Source organism: Thermococcus sibiricus MM 739, assembly GCF_000022545.1.
GTDB lineage: Archaea > Methanobacteriota_B > Thermococci > Thermococcales > Thermococcaceae > Thermococcus_A > Thermococcus_A sibiricus.
The window spans coordinates 1520811-1535836 of the sequence record NC_012883.1 but is presented as its reverse complement, the minus strand read 5'-3'; the positions used below and the strand labels follow the sequence as shown (position 1 = coordinate 1535836).

Here is a 15026-nt window from a genome sequence, read left to right as displayed (position 1 = left end):
TTTTGACATGGATAATACACATAAGTTCTGCTGAAGAGTAAATATTGGTGGCAATAATGAAGATCACTCTTAAAGTCAATGGCATGACCTGTGCTATGTGCGTTAAAACCATAGAGATAGCCCTGTCCCAACTGGAGGGAGTAAAGACGGCAAAGGCAAACCTAAACAGCGAGACCGTCTTCGTTGACTTTGACGAGTCAAAGGTCAGTCTGAATAAGATAATTCAGGCCATAGAAGATGTTGGCTACGAGGTGATAAGGGAGCGTAAGAATGTAGTGGTCAAAGTCGGCGGGATGACGTGCGCCATGTGCGCCAAAACTGTTGAAAAAGCAATTGACGAACTGCCCGGCGTTCTCGATGTGAGCGTCAACCTCGCGACAGAAACAGCGAGGATATCCTACAATCCTTCGTCTGTCGATGTTGAAGACATTAGAAGAGCCATTGAGGGTGTTGGATATGATTTTTTGGGCGTAGAGGGTGAGGAAACGCGTGATATAGAGAAGGAGGTGCGGGAGAGGCATCTCAAAGAGATGAAGCGCAACCTTCTTATTGCCTGGGGTGTCGGAATACCACTCTTTCTCTCCATGCAGCTTAAGAGGTTCGGGATCCACATTGAGAACCTGATCTACGTCCAGTTTATCCTTGCGACCATGGCGATAGCCTACGCCGGCAGGGGCATTTTCAAGAAAGCCTACTCTTCGCTCAAGCACAAAACCCTCAATATGGAGGTCATGTACGCCCTCGGCATAGGCTCGGCCTACCTGACGAGCGTCCTGGCAACGTTCGGCCTGGTTCCCAGGGAGTTCAACTTTTACGAGGCCAGCGTTCTTCTCATGGCATTTTTGCTCCTCGGTCGTTTCCTTGAGGCGAGAGCGAAGGGAAAAACGAGCGAGGCGATAAAGAAGCTTATAGGGCTTCAGGCAAAGAAGGCCACCGTTGTAAGGGACGGAAAGGAAATTGAGGTCCCGATAAGCGAAGTTAAAGTTGGGGACATCGTCATAGTGAAGCCCGGCGGGAAGATTCCAGTGGATGGCGTTGTCATTGAGGGCGAGAGCTACGTTGACGAGTCCATGATAACCGGTGAGCCGATTCCCAGCCTCAAGAAGTTCGGAGACAAGGTCATCGGCGGGACCATAAACAAGAATTCGGTCCTAAAAATTAAAGCGGAAAAAGTCGGGAGGGATACACTCCTTGCCCAGATAATAAAGCTTGTCGAGGAGGCCCAAAACACAAGACCCCCTGTGCAGAGACTCGCGGATACCGTGGTGACATATTTCATACCTGCGGTACTAGTGATCGCTTTGCTCTCCTTTGCCTACTGGTACTTCATAGCGGGCAAGCCTCTGGTGTTCGGGTTCACGACACTGCTTAGCGTCCTCGTTATTGCCTGCCCGTGCGCCTTCGGTCTGGCGACTCCAACGGCTTTAACCGTCGGTATCGGTAAGGGGGCGGAGATGGGAATACTCATCAAAAACGGCGAAGCGCTTGAAATAGCGAGAAAGGCAACGGTTGTGCTCTTCGACAAGACAGGCACGCTCACAAAGGGTAGGCCAGAGGTTACTGATGTGATAACCTTTGGAATGGACGAGAAGGAGCTTTTGAGACTGGTTGCATCCGCTGAGAAGCGCTCCGAGCACCCCCTTGGAGAAGCACTCGTGAAAAAGGTCCAGGAGATGAGCCTTGGGCTTGAAGAGCCGGAGGAATTTGAGGCAATAACCGGTAAAGGAGTTAGAGCGGTCGTTGGAGGAGGGGAAGTACTGGCTGGCAACAGGAAGCTCATGACCGAACAAGGCTACTCAGTGGAAGATGTGGAAGAAGAGCTCCAAAAGCTCGAAGATGAGGCAAAGACGGCTATAATAGTTGCCATAGATGGCAAGATAGTTGGAATAATAGGCATCGCGGACACGATAAAAGAGGGTGCGAAGGAGGTCATAGAGGAGCTCCACAGAATGGACAAGAAGGTTGGCATGATCACCGGCGACAATAAGAGGACTGCGAATGCGATAGCAAAGCAGCTGGGGGTTGACTACGTTTTGGCCGAGGTCCTGCCTCAGGATAAGGCGGGTGAGGTTAAGAAGCTCCAGGAGAAGGGGGAGATAGTAATCTTCGTCGGAGACGGCATAAACGATGCCCCCGCCCTAGCGCAGGCAGATGTTGGTATAGCCGTTGGAAATGCTACGGACATAGCGATGGAGAGCGGTGACATAGTGCTGGTCAAAAACGATCCAAAGGACGTGGTCAAGGCGATAAAACTTAGCCAGAAGACCATTGGAAAGATAAAGCAGAATATATTCTGGGCTATGTTCTACAACACCATACTGATACCCTTCGCGGCCGGGCTCGCCTTCTTGCTCTTTGAAATAACGTTCCAGCCGGAGTGGGCGGCTGGGGCGATGAGTCTGAGTAGTGTAAGCGTAGTTGCTAACTCCCTCATGCTCAAGCGGGTCAAGATTTGACAACCTTTTTATTTTTTGAAGACAAAATTATGGTGGTGCGAACATGATTCACGAATATGATGGAAAGATTGATTTCAATAGGGGAAAGGTTGTGCTCTGGTTTTCAATTCAGGGCTGTCCGCCGTGCAGATTAGTAGAGAGCTTTATGGAAGAGGTAAGCGAAGAGTTTTCTGAAATAAGGTTTATTCATGTGGGCGCTGAAAAATGGAGTAATATTGTGAAGCGTTTTGAGGTTTTGAACGTCCCCACGCTTGTCTATCTCAAGGACGGTAAAGAAGTTGCAAGACAGAACCTAATAAGGAGCAAAGAAGAAGTCTTGGCGAAAATTGAAGAGCTCCATGAGTGTTAGCTTCAAATCCATTTGAAGCTTTCAGAACCTTTTTATGTTTTTAGGGGAAAATAAACTGAGGTGAAACATTATGAGAAAAGTTTTTGCAGCTTTAGTAGTGGTTTTGCTTGGAGTAGCTGGAGGGATTTATGTGCTGGGCTTAAAGGAAACCGGTAGTTACGTGGCCCTTAAAGCCACTTTTAGAATGGGTGGAGCAGTTTACAAAGAGTATCAGCTTGAAGGAGATACTCTCGTCTTCAAGTTCGAGAGGAATGGCGACTTCTTCACCCAGGCGATAGAGACAAAGGAGTTCAGCACGGATGAAAAGTTTGCCCCTAAGAAGGTAATCATGGAGGTAAACACCAACGGGCAGATAAAACGCTACGAGGCAAAATTGGTGAAAGAGGAAGAAGATAGACTCATTTACGAGGTTAGTGAGCTCTAACTTTCTGGAACTCCAACCGGGAAGATGTACAATGGATCTCCAGGTACATCTATTACTTTTTTGACTTCTTTGTCTCTAAAGGCTCCCACAGCAACGGTTCCTAGGCCTAAAGCGGTAACCTGCAGATAGATATTCTGCCCCATGTGGCCGGCATCTATGTGCACGTATCTGTATCCTCTCTCTCCATATCTCCTCGTCGTCCTCTCGTAGTGAGCAACGATTATGATGTTTATCGGTGCGATTTCAACGTGCCTTTGATTGAGACATGCTTTTGCTAATGGGCCGTTTAAGTTTCCTTCCCGTATTAGTTCGAGAGCATGGTTTTTGCCGTCGTAGTGGTAGAATCCGGGCTCAAGGCCTTCGACGTTCGAAACCGCCACGTAGACTTCAAAAGGATAGCACGCGCCTGCGCTCGGAGAAGTCCTCTTTCCATGGGCGTTTATCCCGTAGGCAGCCCAAAGTATCTGAGAAACCTGTTCGAGTGTTAGAGGTTCGGCCTTGTACCGCCTGATGCTTTTCCTAAGGTTTATTGCTTCTTCTACACTCATTTCACCCTTACGCCTTGGAGAAGGCAGTTCAATCCTCATGGCACATCCCAGAATTAATGAATGCATTTTCATTGATTAAGTTTTTGCCTCAAAAGAAAAAGTGGAGAGACAATCACTCCTCAGAAAGCGTCGGCACGGCGCTCCCGGCTTCGAACTTCGCCGTAAAGAGGTGCCTCGTCCTGTTTGCAATCCACACAAGGCTGAGCATTATGGGGACCTCTTCGAGGACGCCGACCACTGTCGCCAGCGCTGCCCCGCTCTCCAGGCCGAAGAGCGCTATAGCCACTGCCACAGCGAGCTCGAAGAAGTTGCTCGCTCCTATGAACGAGGCTGGAGCTGCCACCTTGTGCGGGAGCTTCCAGAGCCACGCCCAGCCGTAGGCGATGGCGAAGATGAAGTATGTCTGTATCGTGAGTGGAATGGCGATGAGGACTATGTGAAGCGGGTTCTCAAGGATTATGTTGCCTTGGAAGGAGAAGATCAGTATCAGTGTTAGGAGGAGTCCCACTATGGAAACCGTGCTCAACTTTGGAAGGAAATTCTTTTCAAACCACTCGGGCCCCTTTGTCCTGAGAATATGTCTCCTTGAGATGTAGCCGGCCGTTAGGGGAATGACCACGAAGAGAACCACGGAGATGAGGAGTGTCTCATAGGGGACAGGGATCTTGTTTAATCCCATGAGGAAGCCGACTATCGGGGCGAAGGCGAAGAGGATTATGATGTCGTTGGTCGCAACCTGGACGAGCGTGTAGAGAGGGTCGCCGTCCGCGAGGTAGCTCCACACGAAGACCATTGCGGTGCATGGTGCTGCTCCGAGGAGTATTGCACCGGCTATGTACTCTTTGGCGAGTGAAACATCTATGAGGCCGAGCTTTGCAGAAAACAGGATCCCTATGAAGAAAGAGCTTATCAGAAACATGCTGAAAGGTTTGATCAGCCAGTTTGTGACCCAGGTTACGATAAGTCCCTTGAGCATCTGCCCCTTATGGACGTTCTTTATGGCTGAAAAGTCCACTTTAACCATCATCGGGTATATCATGGCCCATATCAGGACGGCTATCGGGATGTTAACGTTAGCAACCGTGAACTTTGAAAGAGCCTGTGACACTGAAGGCATAAATTTTCCAAGCGCTATCCCCGCGATTATACAGAGGGCAACCCAGATTGAGAGGTACTTTTCAAAAAATCCTAGTCCCTTCTTTTCCATTTTTCCACCCTTTTTGAGATGAGTCGAATTTCATATAAAAGTCTTTTCAAAACCAAAGGTGGAACTTAAAATGAAATTTAATTCATATGTGTTGATCTATATAGACTATAGCGAAAAGATATTTAAAGTCCATTTTTGAGTCTTAATCGGTGAGTAAAATGGACGAGAAGCTCATACTCTTCGTCTGCGTGAAGAACTCGGCCCGGAGTCAGATGGCGGAGGCTTTTTTCAACCACTTCAACGACGACCCGAGGTTTAAGGTCATGAGCGCCGGGACGGAGCCGGCTGAGGAGATAGATCCTTTGGCAAGGAAGGTGATGGAGGAGATTGGAATTTCTCTCGAGGGGCAGTACCCGAAGCTCTACACCGAGGAGATGGCTGAGAAGGCATACATCGTCATAACGATGGGCTGCCTCGACAGGTGCCCCTACGCTCCCCCGGAGAAGACGTGGGACTGGGGGCTCGAAGACCCCTACGGGAAACCGATAGAGAAGTACCGAGAGGTGAGGGACGAGATAAAGCGGAGGGTGATTAAGCTTATTGAAGACTTGAAAGCGGGCAAGAGCAAGGAGGAGATAATCGGGAGAAAAAGTCTTTTCAGTCTTTGACGGCATCAAGCCGGCCCTTTCTAACTATCTCCACTTCACCCTTTATCTTCTCAGCTCCCACCGTGTTAAACACCGTCCCGTATTTCTCAGCAAGCTCCTTGACGCGGAGTACCTTTTTCTCGGGCTCTTCCGTCACGATGCGGACTTTGTAGGTAATCTCCTTCAGCCGGGGCTCTTCTTGATCCCTCCATCCCGAGACGATTACGTGCATTTCATCAACTTTTAGCCGCATCTTCTTTATGAGCCTGCCCCAGTTCACGGTCAGACAGCCGCCTATAGCAGCGAGCAGGTACTCTGTCGGATTCGGCCCAGCGTTTCGGCCGTCTGTGCTCGTGTCTATCTTAAAAGAGAAGCCCCTAACCTTCACCTCGCTCCCCACGTTGCCATCCCATTTAAGTTCGGCTTTGTACTCAAGACGCTTCATACCCATCCCCGGTTTGTGTATGGATTTCCCTTCAAATAAATCTTTTCCACAGAAATCTTAGCGTTCGAAAACCTTTTATACGTTGGGCAGAAAGATCTCATAGGGATTGAAATGGGCGACCATCACGCTCACGGGGTAAAGGGGAGAATACTTTTCTCCTTTGCTCTTAACATCATCATAACAATCGCCGAGGTAGTTGGGGGGCTTCTCTCGGGAAGTTTAGCGCTCCTTAGTGATTCTCTCCACAACTTCGGCGACAGCATGAGTCTGCTCGCGAGCTACTTTGCCATAAGAATTGGCGAGCGGAAGGCCAACGAGAAGTACACCTTCGGTTACAGGCGGGTCGAAATCCTCGTGGCGTTTATGAACTCGGCTGTGCTCGTGGGTGTTTCACTACTCCTCCTTGTCGAAGCGTATCGGCGTTTTAAGAACCCCGAGCCGATAGATGGCCCGCTGATGTTAGGTGTGGCGTTGATTGGTCTTTTTGCTAACCTGTTCTCAGTCTTGCTTCTTCACGAGCATGCTCATGGCCTTAACGTCCGCTCAGCTTACCTGCACCTTCTAACGGATACCCTCTCGTCGGTTGCTGTTGTCGCCGGTGGAATCGCTATAATGAAATGGAACATTCTTTGGATTGACCCGCTCGTGACGGTCTTTATCTCGCTCTACATCCTCCGCGAGGCCTACGAAATCCTCAGGGAGAGTATTGAGGTTCTCATGGAGGCCTCTCCAGAACTCGACCTTGAAGCAGTAAAGCGCGAAATTGAGGCAATTCCGGGCGTTAAGAACGCGCACCACTTCCATGCCTGGCGGATAGGTGAGGATGAAGTCCACTTCGAGTGTCACGTCGAGGTTGATGACATGCCGCTGGGCGAGGCGCAGAGGATTATTGACGAGATCGAGGAAAGGTTGAGAAAGTTTGGGATAACGCATGTTACTGTCCAACTCGAAGTGGACAGGTGTGATGGCAAGAACCTGCTGTGCGGTGATGGAGATGCCTAAGGTCGCAGTTCCGACTTCAAAGGGTGGGCTGGATGACAGGGTTCACGAGAGCCTCGTGAGGGCTGAGACCTTCACAGTCGTTGAACTTGATGGTGGCAACATAAAGGAAGTTCAGGTTATTGAAAACCCTTACCGAGGGGAACCACACGGGGCCGGCCCGAAAGTGGCGCTCTTCCTCGTTAACCTCGGCGTCGATGTTCTTCTAACGCCGATGGAATGTCCGAAGGGAAAGCCCATACTAGAAGCGGGGGGGGTTAGAATAGTGAAAGTAAAGGCAGGAAAAAGAGTGGAAGAAGCTCTCAGGAGTCTCCGAAGTAGTTTATAGCTCCAGCAGGACATATCCTCTGGCAGCCTCTGCAGAACTCCACACAGTTCTCTGGGTTGACAACTCTGGGCTTTCCGGGGTTGGGATCAACTTCATAGACTTCATGGGGGCAGAAGTTAACGCATGTTAAACATCCGGTGCACTTTTCGTAATCTATCATGGGGTACCAGTTCTTTGCCATTTTCATCCCTCCTGGGTATCCACACTCATGGCCTCGTCTATGACTTTGATGACCTCTTCAGTGGTCATGTTCCTGATTTCAATCCCAATGAACTTTTGTTCATCGAATCCAAGCTCTTTAAACGTCCAGCCGAACATCTTCTTCTGCATCACCGGGTCGCACCCGGCCACGAAGAGCTTCTCTATGTCGTTTCCGTTTTTCAATAAAGCTCTCCAGAAGTTGTCGCCATCAGTGGCACAGAGCTGTGGATGTAGTGCTACAAAGTCGACTTTTTTCTCCCTTCTAAAGTGATTCAAGATTTCAAAAACATTCATTTTTTGGAAAGAAGGGCAGGTCCCTTGGCAGACACATAAGATTAGACCTTTCATTGGCATCACCATAATATATGAGTTTTAATTCACTTAAAAATATTTTCAAATGTGAAGGTTTTCAACTTATGGTTTGAGGACAAAAACGTTCCAAAAACTTTAAATTTCGTTCACATGATCATCTTTCGATGTCCATGTTGTTACTGAGAAACATTACCTACTCCGCAAATGGCAGAAAAATATTAGAAAAAATCAATATGCGCTTCAAAGAGGGCATGAGCTACTCTATTCTCGGCCCCAATGGTGCTGGAAAGTCCACCATAGCTTATATTTTAATGGGGGTTATAAAGCCAAGTGAAGGTAGAATCTTTATGGGAGATAAGGATATAACGGAGTTAAATATAACCGAGAGAGCCAGATTAGGTATTAGCTTACTATGGCAAGAACCGGCCCGCTATGATGGGATTACCGTCGAGGAGTATCTCACACTTGGAGGAAAACTAAATGTGGATAAAGAGGAATTGAAAGAAGTCCTTGAGATTGTGGGTCTGCCATATGAACTCTATCATTCCAGGTTTGTTGACAAGAGTCTCAGTGGCGGGGAAAGAAAAAGAGTTGAGCTTGCATCTATTCTTCTCTTAAAACCAAAATATGCAATTCTTGATGAACCCGATTCTGGCCTAGACATAACTGTAACTGAGTTAATAGACAGAATCTTAGATTATTTGAAAAGGATTGGAACAACAATAATTCTAATCACTCACCATGAGGACATTGCAAAGAAAACAGAGTTTAGTTACTTTGTGTGCAGTGGAAAAATCGTAAGAAAAGGGTTCTCTGATGAGGTAGTTGAATACTACAAGAGGGCTTGTGGAAAATGCCCGCTTTTGGAAGTGATGAGATATGGCCATCAAGATGGATCGAGTAAAGGAATATGAAGCCTTAGTAGATATCTATGAAAAGGAGGGCTTGGATACATCTCTATTTGGTGATAGAGTAGCGGCTATAATCATAAGTGGAGAGAGGATAATAGGATTAAACAACGTTGAGGGCGTTGAGATAGTTGGTGAGGAAATAGAAAATGGTGTGAGAGCGGAGATAAAAATCAAGGATAACATCGAACTTTCTTTTCCTATTCATCTCTGTACGGGGTTTTTGAAAAGTGAGGGTTATCAGAGGGTTATTTTCGATATAACTGTGGGGAAAGGGTCAAAAGTTAAATTTCTCTCTCACTGCATCTTCCCGTATGCCAAAGATTTTACCCATGATGCATATGCAAAGATTAGGATCGACGAGGGGGCATCTGTAATATATGAAGACGAACACGTGCACGGAGAAGGTGTAAGGATGATCAGCATAACCGAGGTTGAAGTAAGGAGGAAAGGAAGGTATACAGGGAAATTTTCCCTAATAAAACACCGTGCTAAAGAGCTTAAACTTGAAATGAAGGCTGATATTGATGACTATGCTGTAACAGAGCTTTCTTCCAAGGTAAAAGCTGTTAAAGATGATTCTGTTGAGATTAAGGAAGTTGCATATTTAACCGGAGCTCATTCACGAGCAAACTTAAAGACCACTGTAATAGCTTTTGATAATGCAAAGGCAAACGTTGTAAATGAAGCTTATGGCCTTGGAGAGTATTCAAAAGGTCACATTGAGTGTCATGAGATAGTCAAGGGCGAAGCCGACGTTCAGACTGTGCCTCTTCTAAGGGTGAAGAACGACAAAGCCGAGCTCACTCATGAGGCTTCGATAGGAAGAATAAATGAGGCCCAGCTGATGCAGCTCATGGCCAAGGGATTGACCGAAGAAGAAGCGGCAGAGCTGATAATTAAGGGGCTTCTGAGGGATTAATGATCAAAGAATTAAAAAATCAGGCATGAATCCCTTTTCGAAGCCTCTCTTTTCCGTCTCTATAAGTTTTCCACAGATACTTCAGGAGCTCTATAGTATTTTGGAACCTGACATCCTCCCCGTCCTGAAGGGCGAGAGTTCAGCTTAATCCCCTCACCACTGACGGAGAGGTTTGCGGGCATATCGCCCACTCCCTAGTGGCATTCACGATCTCCGCAGTGCTCCTCTTTTTCTTTCTCCCTTTCTATCTTCTCTTTCCAGTGGGGATCGACTTCGAGAACCTGATGGATAAATGCATCAACGACATCCTCAATTTTCCCATAAGCCCCTGTAACAACTTCGATGCCAAGCTGGTTGAAGTAGTCTATTGCTCTTCTTCCCATTCCATATGCAAGAACAACCTCACCCCCGTGTTCTTTGATGAAATTTGGCAAATCACCTGGGCCGTGTTCCTCGAAGGGTACTTCAACAACCTCTGCATTTTTGATTTTGTTATCTTCAACATCCACAAAAACAAAGTACTTGGCCCTTCCAAAATGTCCACTTACGTTGCTTTCTAAACCTCTCTTGTCCTCTGCAGGTATTGCAATCTTCATCCGCATCACCAAGAAATAGATGAAGTTTGGTACATATAAAGTTTGTGCATATGCACATATTCAAAGGGTTGAAACGTGGAACAAGCTTTTCATAAGTCTTCCAAAAGATAGTTCAAAAAGAATGGGAATGCCATGAAAGAGGAGAAAGTGAGAAAATAAGGAAGTACTGAGAAATTAAGATCGGTTAAATATGGTAAACCCGTATAAATAGTGGAACAGATTCCATTTTCTTCTTCTCCTTGCTCAAGAGCTTGTTCCAGAATTCTCGTGCGTCCATCCTAAAGGGCGAGGCTTTCAAAAGAAAAATGTAAGGTAATAGCCAACATAATTGCCCTGACAAGAGGTTGAGAAATGTAAGAAAAAGTGCACTACTGTTGCGATAACGTGTCATGATGGGAATGTTTTTAAGAACTTAATAGTTAATCTTTAACAATATGGGGGGATTGAAATGGTATACTATGCTCATGCTACTGATCCGGTTACATTTGGTACGTTTTTTGTTCTATACTATGTAATAATACCTGCCGTGCTGTTGACGTGGTTCTGGAAGTACTATGTTTACATAAAAAAGAGGCAATATAAACTAAAACAGCTTGGTGTTCTGATACTGTTGGCCTTTATATTGACGTCGTTTTCGGGTTTTAAGGTTCTCGAGCAGTATCTGTATCTCTACTCACCAGTTGAGAAAATGACCTGCTATTCATCTTCATGTGTTCTTTCTTCACCGCTGGTGACAGAGTATGGTTTTGTAAGGGAAGATTTTGAAGAGTTTGGCGTCCCATCGTTAGGTTTTATGAGAATTTACAGAATTTACGATACTGAACTAAGTGCGAGTCTGTTGACTCCCAAGAAGTTGAACTATGTTGTTATAGCTAGACCTTTGTTATTTCTCCCTGTGACTGAGCTTCACGTGTATGAGGTTTCAGAGAATAAGCGGCTTGTAACTAAGGATAAGTTTTATCTGGTATGGCCGAAATCCCCTGGGAAGTTCCTTACTGAAAAGTTTGATGCCAAATTTAGCGTTATGATATTAGAAGGTGGCTATTAGAGCAAGAAATTTTTCGAATTTTTAATCTAGATTCAAGGAGTCTTTATTAAATTAATTGCCTGATAAGGGTTAAGAAAACTTTATCAAATTCAAAATCATAATAATATAATGAGGGATTCTCATGACCGAGATAAAGCACATAAAAATTGGGGAAGATAAGTTTAGGATTACAGAGGAAGAAGTGGCCAGAAGAGAGCTTAAGGTGACAAAGATAAATGATGATGTGATTCAAGTACAAGAGGAAATTCATGGGATTATAGCTCTTGTTGGTGCAGTTAGCACCATTAACATTAAGAAAGAAGAGCTCAAAGAGCTTATAAAAGTAGCAAGAGAAGAGTTTGGTTGGACTGACATCTGCTGAGCTCTTTTAATCTTTCCTTCTTTGGTATCATTAGGAGTGATATATTTTATGCTGGTAAAATTTTATAAAACCGAAAGTAAACGTATTATGGGTGATATGATATGGCGATTGGTGAAAAAATAACTATAAGCGTGATAAAGGCGGATATTGGAGGATGGCCGGGCCACTGCAAGGTTCATCCAGCTTTAATAGAAAAAGCTAACGAACTCCTAAACAAAGCAAAAGAAGAGGGCATAATAATTGACTTCCACGCAACCTACTGTGGGGACGATCTTCAGCTTATTATGACACACAAACACGGCGTCGACAGCGAGAAAATCCACGGATTGGCATGGGATATATTTAAAGAGGCTACTGAGATCGCAAAAGAACTCGGCCTTTATGGAGCAGGTCAGGACTTACTTAAGGATGCTTTTAGTGGGAACATCAGAGGAATGGGTCCTGGAATAGCTGAAATGGAAATCACTCTAAGAAAGAGCGAACCGATAGTCACATTCCATATGGACAAAACTGAACCTGGGGCATTCAATTTACCAATCTTCAGGATGTTTGGAGATCCTTTCAACACAGCAGGCCTTGTTATTGATCCCAACATGCACATGGGCTTTAGGTTTGAGGTTTGGGATATCAAAGAACATAAAAAAGTTATACTCAATTCACCCGAGGAGCTGTATGATATCTTAGCATTAATTGGTGCAAAATCAAGATATGTTATAAAGCGTGTTTATCCGAAGAAGGGTCACAAACTTCCAGAAGACGAGCCTGTTGCCGTTGTAAGCACTGAGAAGCTTTACGAAATTGCGGGAGAATACGTAGGAAAAGATGATCCAGTGGCCATAGTAAGAGCCCAAAGTGGACTTCCAGCCCTTGGAGAAGTTCTTGAGCCATTCGCATTTCCGCATATCGTAAGTGGTTGGATGAGAGGAAGTCACAACGGCCCAATAATGCCCGTTCCCCTCAAATATGCAACTCCTTCGAGATTTGATGGACCTCCGAGGGTAGTGGCTCTAGGATGGCAGATCAACAAAGATGGAAAGCTGGTAGGACCCGTTGATCTCTTTGAGGATGTGGCATTCGATGAGGCAAGAAAGAAGGCACTAGAGATTGCAGACTATATGAGAAGACACGGTCCGTTTGAACCACACCGTCTTCCACTGGAGGATATGGAGTACACTACTTTACCAAGTGTATTAAAGAAGCTTGAAGAGAGATTTGAACCCGTTTAATGGCTTCTTTTTTCTGGATTTTTCTTATTATTTTGAGCTCATATAGAATCCTATTTCTGTATCCAAAAATCTTAAATAATTTGCCCTTTTACATAACACTCGGAGTGGTATCGGAGGGAGCGCTATGAGGTTTTCAGTACTTAAAGTTAACTTGAATGAAAAGAGTATAAATCTGGAGGATTTTGAGCGAGAGGGAATTTATGGAATCATTGACTATGCCTTATACCTTCATGACGAGGTTTACAAAACCTATGAAGCTGAGGATCATTATGACCCAAAAAATGTGATGGTTTTTGGGAAAGGCCCATTTGCTGGTTCTATCCTCCCTGGAGCTCATAGAATGACTTTTGTGTACAGATCGCCTCAATATGGTGGGGTTTTCCCTTCAACAATGGGAGGGGCCGCCTATCAATTTCAAAGGGTAGGTATTGATTTTGTGGTTCTCGAAGGAAAGCGGGAGAAACCAACAGTGCTTATTCTCACCAACGATGGAGAAAAGTTAAACGTTGAACTTCATGAAATTGACTTTGAAAAAGTGATTGAAATTTGGAGAGGCTATAAGGGGGAGGAGGGCGTTTATGCACTCACTCAATACCTCATTGATAACTTTAATGATAAGTTTGAGGGAATGGAGTACAGGATTGCTTGTGTTGGACCGGCTTCTCTGAATACTAATATGGGTGCGATATTTTCCCAAACCCTAAGAAACGGCAAAAGGATTGTTGGAAGTGAGGATTGGGCCGCCAGAGGTGGAACTGGAAGCGTTTTATTGAGAGCCCATAATGTGATTGCCATAATATTTGGGGGAAAAGTCAGAAAGAAGTTCCCGAAGGAAGATATAAGCAATGTAAAGATTGCAAAATCCATAGTAGAGGGAGTCCACAAAAAGCCAATGAATGAAGTAATATCCGAAAACACAGTGAAATACAAGTACAATCCTAAGCTCAAGACTGGAGGAACTTTTGGAGGAAACTATCCGGCTGAAGGTGACTTTGTGCCAATACTAAACTGGCAGATGCCATACATTCCAAAGGAAGAGCGTGTTAAGATCCACGAGAACATAATGAAATACTACTGGGAGCCCTTCAATAAGGAGGCGATAGAGACCAAAAATTGGACTAACTGTGGAGAGCCCTGTCCAGTGGTGTGTAAGAAATACGCTAACGGTCACCACATAGAGTACGAGCCAAGGGAAGCAAACGGTCCGCTCAGCGGGGTGATAACTCTTAGAGCGAGTGATGTAAGTGTTCACGCGGTTGATGCCATGGGATTTGATGCAATTAGCTTTGGAGGCACTGTGGCATGGGTTTTGGAACTTGTTTATAGAGGATTGCTCAAGCCAGACGAAGTTGGCCTAAGCGATAAACCCGAGTTTGATAAGGATAGCTTAATTATGAAACCTGTTGAAACCAGTGAAAAGAACGCCAAACTCGTTGCTGAATTAGCCCATAGGGTTGCCTTTGCTGAAAACGAAATCGCCAAGATAATTGGAGAGGGCATAAGGAGAGCCGCTGAAATACTTGATGAGAAGTTCAAGGATAGGCTAAGCTATGGAGAGAGCTTCAAAGATTATGGAGTTTATACACCCATAGGAATAAGCGGAGAGATGGTACCCACAATGTACTGGGCTATAGGAAACTACATACCTCTGCCAATTCAAGGCCGTTACTGGACATTCTATCAGTTTGGAGTGTTTCTTGAGCCGGAAGAGTTGGCCAATAGGATAATTGCCAGTGCCCTCTATGAATACTGGTATGACAACGTTGGCTGGTGTAGGTTCCACCGTGGATGGGCAAAGCCCGTGTTGAAAGCACTCTTTATGGAAGCCTACGGAGAGAACGTAGACATGGAAGGGCAGGCCAGAAAAACAATGAGAAAGCTCGTTAATTATCTCAAGAAAGCCGGCTATGAGCCAGTGTTCTGGGATTCAATGAGAATTATAGATCTGGTTGCAAAGGGTGCAGAGGAGTTTGGCAACGAAAGATGGGCAGAGCAGTTTAAGAAAGATAAAGTTGTGATTGCAAAGGAGTACCTTAGAAGGGTTTTAGCAGAATACAGTAGAATCTTGGGTGTTGAATGGACGTTATAATTTTTCATTATTTGGATTTA

At 45.4% G+C, this 15026-nt stretch carries 18 protein-coding genes; 12 read left to right on the top strand and 6 right to left on the bottom strand.

What is annotated here, in order from left to right; all coding sequences use genetic code 11:
* The first annotated feature begins 56 nt into the window (after positions 1-56).
* The 3 genes from TSIB_RS08305 to TSIB_RS08295 all read left to right on the top strand — a co-directional run bounded on the left by TSIB_RS08305 (position 57) and on the right by TSIB_RS08295 (position 3229).
* On the top strand, positions 57-2456 hold the full coding sequence (locus TSIB_RS08305; protein WP_015849971.1) for a heavy metal translocating P-type ATPase: 2400 nt from the start codon (positions 57-59) through the stop codon (positions 2454-2456).
* A 43-nt stretch (positions 2457-2499) separates the two neighbouring features.
* Positions 2500-2805, top strand: a complete 306-nt coding sequence (locus TSIB_RS08300; RefSeq protein ID WP_015849970.1) for a thioredoxin family protein — start codon at positions 2500-2502, stop codon at positions 2803-2805.
* A gap of 70 nt (positions 2806-2875) precedes the next feature.
* Entirely contained in the window at positions 2876-3229 is a 354-nt protein-coding gene (locus TSIB_RS08295) for a hypothetical protein (protein WP_015849969.1), read from the top strand.
* Here TSIB_RS08295 and TSIB_RS08290 read toward each other — a convergent pair.
* Both TSIB_RS08290 and arsB read right to left on the bottom strand, forming a co-directional pair.
* Positions 3226-3816, bottom strand: a complete 591-nt coding sequence (locus TSIB_RS08290; protein ID WP_048160544.1) for a SagB/ThcOx family dehydrogenase — start codon at positions 3814-3816, stop codon at positions 3226-3228. The two genes, TSIB_RS08295 and TSIB_RS08290, sit on opposite strands and share 4 nt — an antisense overlap.
* A 73-nt stretch (positions 3817-3889) precedes the next feature.
* Positions 3890-4984, bottom strand: coding sequence for an ACR3 family arsenite efflux transporter (gene arsB, locus TSIB_RS08285; RefSeq protein WP_015849967.1), 1095 nt, complete (start codon positions 4982-4984; stop codon positions 3890-3892).
* A 158-nt stretch (positions 4985-5142) separates the two neighbouring features.
* Between arsB and TSIB_RS08280 the strand changes: the two genes are divergently transcribed.
* Positions 5143-5592 carry an arsenate reductase ArsC gene (locus tag TSIB_RS08280; RefSeq protein ID WP_015849966.1) on the top strand — a complete coding sequence of 150 codons (450 nt, stop codon included), beginning with the start codon at positions 5143-5145 and terminating at the stop codon, positions 5590-5592.
* On the opposite strand, the gene TSIB_RS08275 is transcribed toward TSIB_RS08280, so the two are convergent.
* Positions 5582-6016 (bottom strand): OsmC family protein, encoded by a 435-nt coding sequence (locus tag TSIB_RS08275; protein WP_048160543.1) that lies wholly within the window; start codon positions 6014-6016, stop codon positions 5582-5584. The genes TSIB_RS08280 and TSIB_RS08275 overlap by 11 nt on opposite strands.
* A gap of 111 nt (positions 6017-6127) precedes the next feature.
* Between TSIB_RS08275 and TSIB_RS08270 the strand changes: the two genes are divergently transcribed.
* Both TSIB_RS08270 and TSIB_RS08265 read left to right on the top strand, forming a co-directional pair.
* Entirely contained in the window at positions 6128-7018 is an 891-nt protein-coding gene (locus TSIB_RS08270) for a cation diffusion facilitator family transporter (protein ID WP_015849964.1), read from the top strand.
* A complete protein-coding gene (locus TSIB_RS08265; protein ID WP_228359803.1) occupies positions 7005-7343 on the top strand; it encodes a NifB/NifX family molybdenum-iron cluster-binding protein in 339 nt (112 codons plus the stop codon). Before TSIB_RS08270 ends, TSIB_RS08265 begins: the two co-directional genes overlap by 14 nt.
* On the opposite strand, the gene TSIB_RS08260 is transcribed toward TSIB_RS08265, so the two are convergent.
* Together TSIB_RS08260 and TSIB_RS08255 are read right to left on the bottom strand one after the other, a co-directional pair.
* Positions 7318-7524, bottom strand: a complete 207-nt coding sequence (locus TSIB_RS08260) for a 4Fe-4S dicluster domain-containing protein (protein ID WP_048160542.1) — start codon at positions 7522-7524, stop codon at positions 7318-7320. The genes TSIB_RS08265 and TSIB_RS08260 overlap by 26 nt on opposite strands.
* A gap of 2 nt (positions 7525-7526) precedes the next feature.
* Complete coding sequence (locus tag TSIB_RS08255; RefSeq protein WP_228359802.1) at positions 7527-7904, bottom strand: heterodisulfide reductase subunit A-like protein; 378 nt, start codon at positions 7902-7904, stop codon at positions 7527-7529.
* 122 nt (positions 7905-8026) lie between these two features.
* Here TSIB_RS08255 and TSIB_RS08250 point away from each other — a divergent pair, with 122 nt between their 5' ends.
* Positions 8027-8770, top strand: coding sequence for an ATP-binding cassette domain-containing protein (locus TSIB_RS08250; RefSeq protein WP_015849960.1), 744 nt, complete (start codon positions 8027-8029; stop codon positions 8768-8770).
* Positions 8736-9686: a SufB/SufD family protein gene (locus TSIB_RS08245; RefSeq protein WP_015849959.1), complete on the top strand. Its 951-nt coding sequence runs from the start codon at positions 8736-8738 to the stop codon at positions 9684-9686. The genes TSIB_RS08250 and TSIB_RS08245 overlap by 35 nt, the downstream gene beginning before the upstream one ends.
* Before the next feature lie 194 nt (positions 9687-9880).
* Here the strand turns inward: TSIB_RS08245 and TSIB_RS08240 are convergent, their stop codons facing one another.
* Complete coding sequence (locus TSIB_RS08240) at positions 9881-10282, bottom strand: NifB/NifX family molybdenum-iron cluster-binding protein (protein ID WP_015849958.1); 402 nt, start codon at positions 10280-10282, stop codon at positions 9881-9883.
* A 448-nt stretch (positions 10283-10730) separates the two neighbouring features.
* Here TSIB_RS08240 and TSIB_RS08235 point away from each other — a divergent pair, with 448 nt between their 5' ends.
* The 4 genes from TSIB_RS08235 (at position 10731) to gor (ending at position 15006) form a co-directional block, all read left to right on the top strand.
* Positions 10731-11330, top strand: a complete 600-nt coding sequence (locus TSIB_RS08235) for a hypothetical protein (RefSeq protein ID WP_015849956.1) — start codon at positions 10731-10733, stop codon at positions 11328-11330.
* Positions 11331-11451: 121 nt separating this feature from the next.
* The gene (locus TSIB_RS08230; protein ID WP_015849955.1) at positions 11452-11691 is read left to right on the top strand and encodes a hypothetical protein; all 240 of its coding nucleotides are present in this window, start codon (positions 11452-11454) and stop codon (positions 11689-11691) included.
* A 101-nt stretch (positions 11692-11792) separates the two neighbouring features.
* The gene (fbp, locus tag TSIB_RS08225; RefSeq protein WP_015849954.1) at positions 11793-12917 is read left to right on the top strand and encodes a fructose-1,6-bisphosphate aldolase/phosphatase; all 1125 of its coding nucleotides are present in this window, start codon (positions 11793-11795) and stop codon (positions 12915-12917) included.
* A 124-nt stretch (positions 12918-13041) separates the two neighbouring features.
* A complete protein-coding gene (gor, locus tag TSIB_RS08220; RefSeq protein WP_015849953.1) occupies positions 13042-15006 on the top strand; it encodes a glyceraldehyde-3-phosphate:ferredoxin oxidoreductase in 1965 nt (654 codons plus the stop codon).
* Positions 15007-15026 lie beyond the last annotated feature (20 nt).

What these genes read in the sequence shown, in the direction of transcription:
- TSIB_RS08305 (WP_015849971.1), top strand. Translation starts at nt 57, where the DNA reads ATGAAGATCACTCTTAAAGTCAATGGCATGACCTGTGCTATGTGCGTT.
- TSIB_RS08300 (WP_015849970.1), top strand. Translation starts at nt 2,500, where the DNA reads ATGATTCACGAATATGATGGAAAGATTGATTTCAATAGGGGAAAGGTT.
- TSIB_RS08295 (WP_015849969.1), top strand. Translation starts at nt 2,876, where the DNA reads ATGAGAAAAGTTTTTGCAGCTTTAGTAGTGGTTTTGCTTGGAGTAGCT.
- TSIB_RS08290 (WP_048160544.1), bottom strand. Translation starts at nt 3,816, where the DNA reads ATGAGGATTGAACTGCCTTCTCCAAGGCGTAAGGGTGAAATGAGTGTA.
- arsB (WP_015849967.1), bottom strand. Translation starts at nt 4,984, where the DNA reads ATGGAAAAGAAGGGACTAGGATTTTTTGAAAAGTACCTCTCAATCTGG.
- TSIB_RS08280 (WP_015849966.1), top strand. Translation starts at nt 5,143, where the DNA reads ATGGACGAGAAGCTCATACTCTTCGTCTGCGTGAAGAACTCGGCCCGG.
- TSIB_RS08275 (WP_048160543.1), bottom strand. Translation starts at nt 6,016, where the DNA reads ATGAAGCGTCTTGAGTACAAAGCCGAACTTAAATGGGATGGCAACGTG.
- TSIB_RS08270 (WP_015849964.1), top strand. Translation starts at nt 6,128, where the DNA reads ATGGGCGACCATCACGCTCACGGGGTAAAGGGGAGAATACTTTTCTCC.
- TSIB_RS08265 (WP_228359803.1), top strand. Translation starts at nt 7,005, where the DNA reads ATGGAGATGCCTAAGGTCGCAGTTCCGACTTCAAAGGGTGGGCTGGAT.
- TSIB_RS08260 (WP_048160542.1), bottom strand. Translation starts at nt 7,524, where the DNA reads ATGGCAAAGAACTGGTACCCCATGATAGATTACGAAAAGTGCACCGGA.
- TSIB_RS08255 (WP_228359802.1), bottom strand. Translation starts at nt 7,904, where the DNA reads ATGGTGATGCCAATGAAAGGTCTAATCTTATGTGTCTGCCAAGGGACC.
- TSIB_RS08250 (WP_015849960.1), top strand. Translation starts at nt 8,027, where the DNA reads ATGTTGTTACTGAGAAACATTACCTACTCCGCAAATGGCAGAAAAATA.
- TSIB_RS08245 (WP_015849959.1), top strand. Translation starts at nt 8,736, where the DNA reads ATGGCCATCAAGATGGATCGAGTAAAGGAATATGAAGCCTTAGTAGAT.
- TSIB_RS08240 (WP_015849958.1), bottom strand. Translation starts at nt 10,282, where the DNA reads ATGAAGATTGCAATACCTGCAGAGGACAAGAGAGGTTTAGAAAGCAAC.
- TSIB_RS08235 (WP_015849956.1), top strand. Translation starts at nt 10,731, where the DNA reads ATGGTATACTATGCTCATGCTACTGATCCGGTTACATTTGGTACGTTT.
- TSIB_RS08230 (WP_015849955.1), top strand. Translation starts at nt 11,452, where the DNA reads ATGACCGAGATAAAGCACATAAAAATTGGGGAAGATAAGTTTAGGATT.
- fbp (WP_015849954.1), top strand. Translation starts at nt 11,793, where the DNA reads ATGGCGATTGGTGAAAAAATAACTATAAGCGTGATAAAGGCGGATATT.
- gor (WP_015849953.1), top strand. Translation starts at nt 13,042, where the DNA reads ATGAGGTTTTCAGTACTTAAAGTTAACTTGAATGAAAAGAGTATAAAT.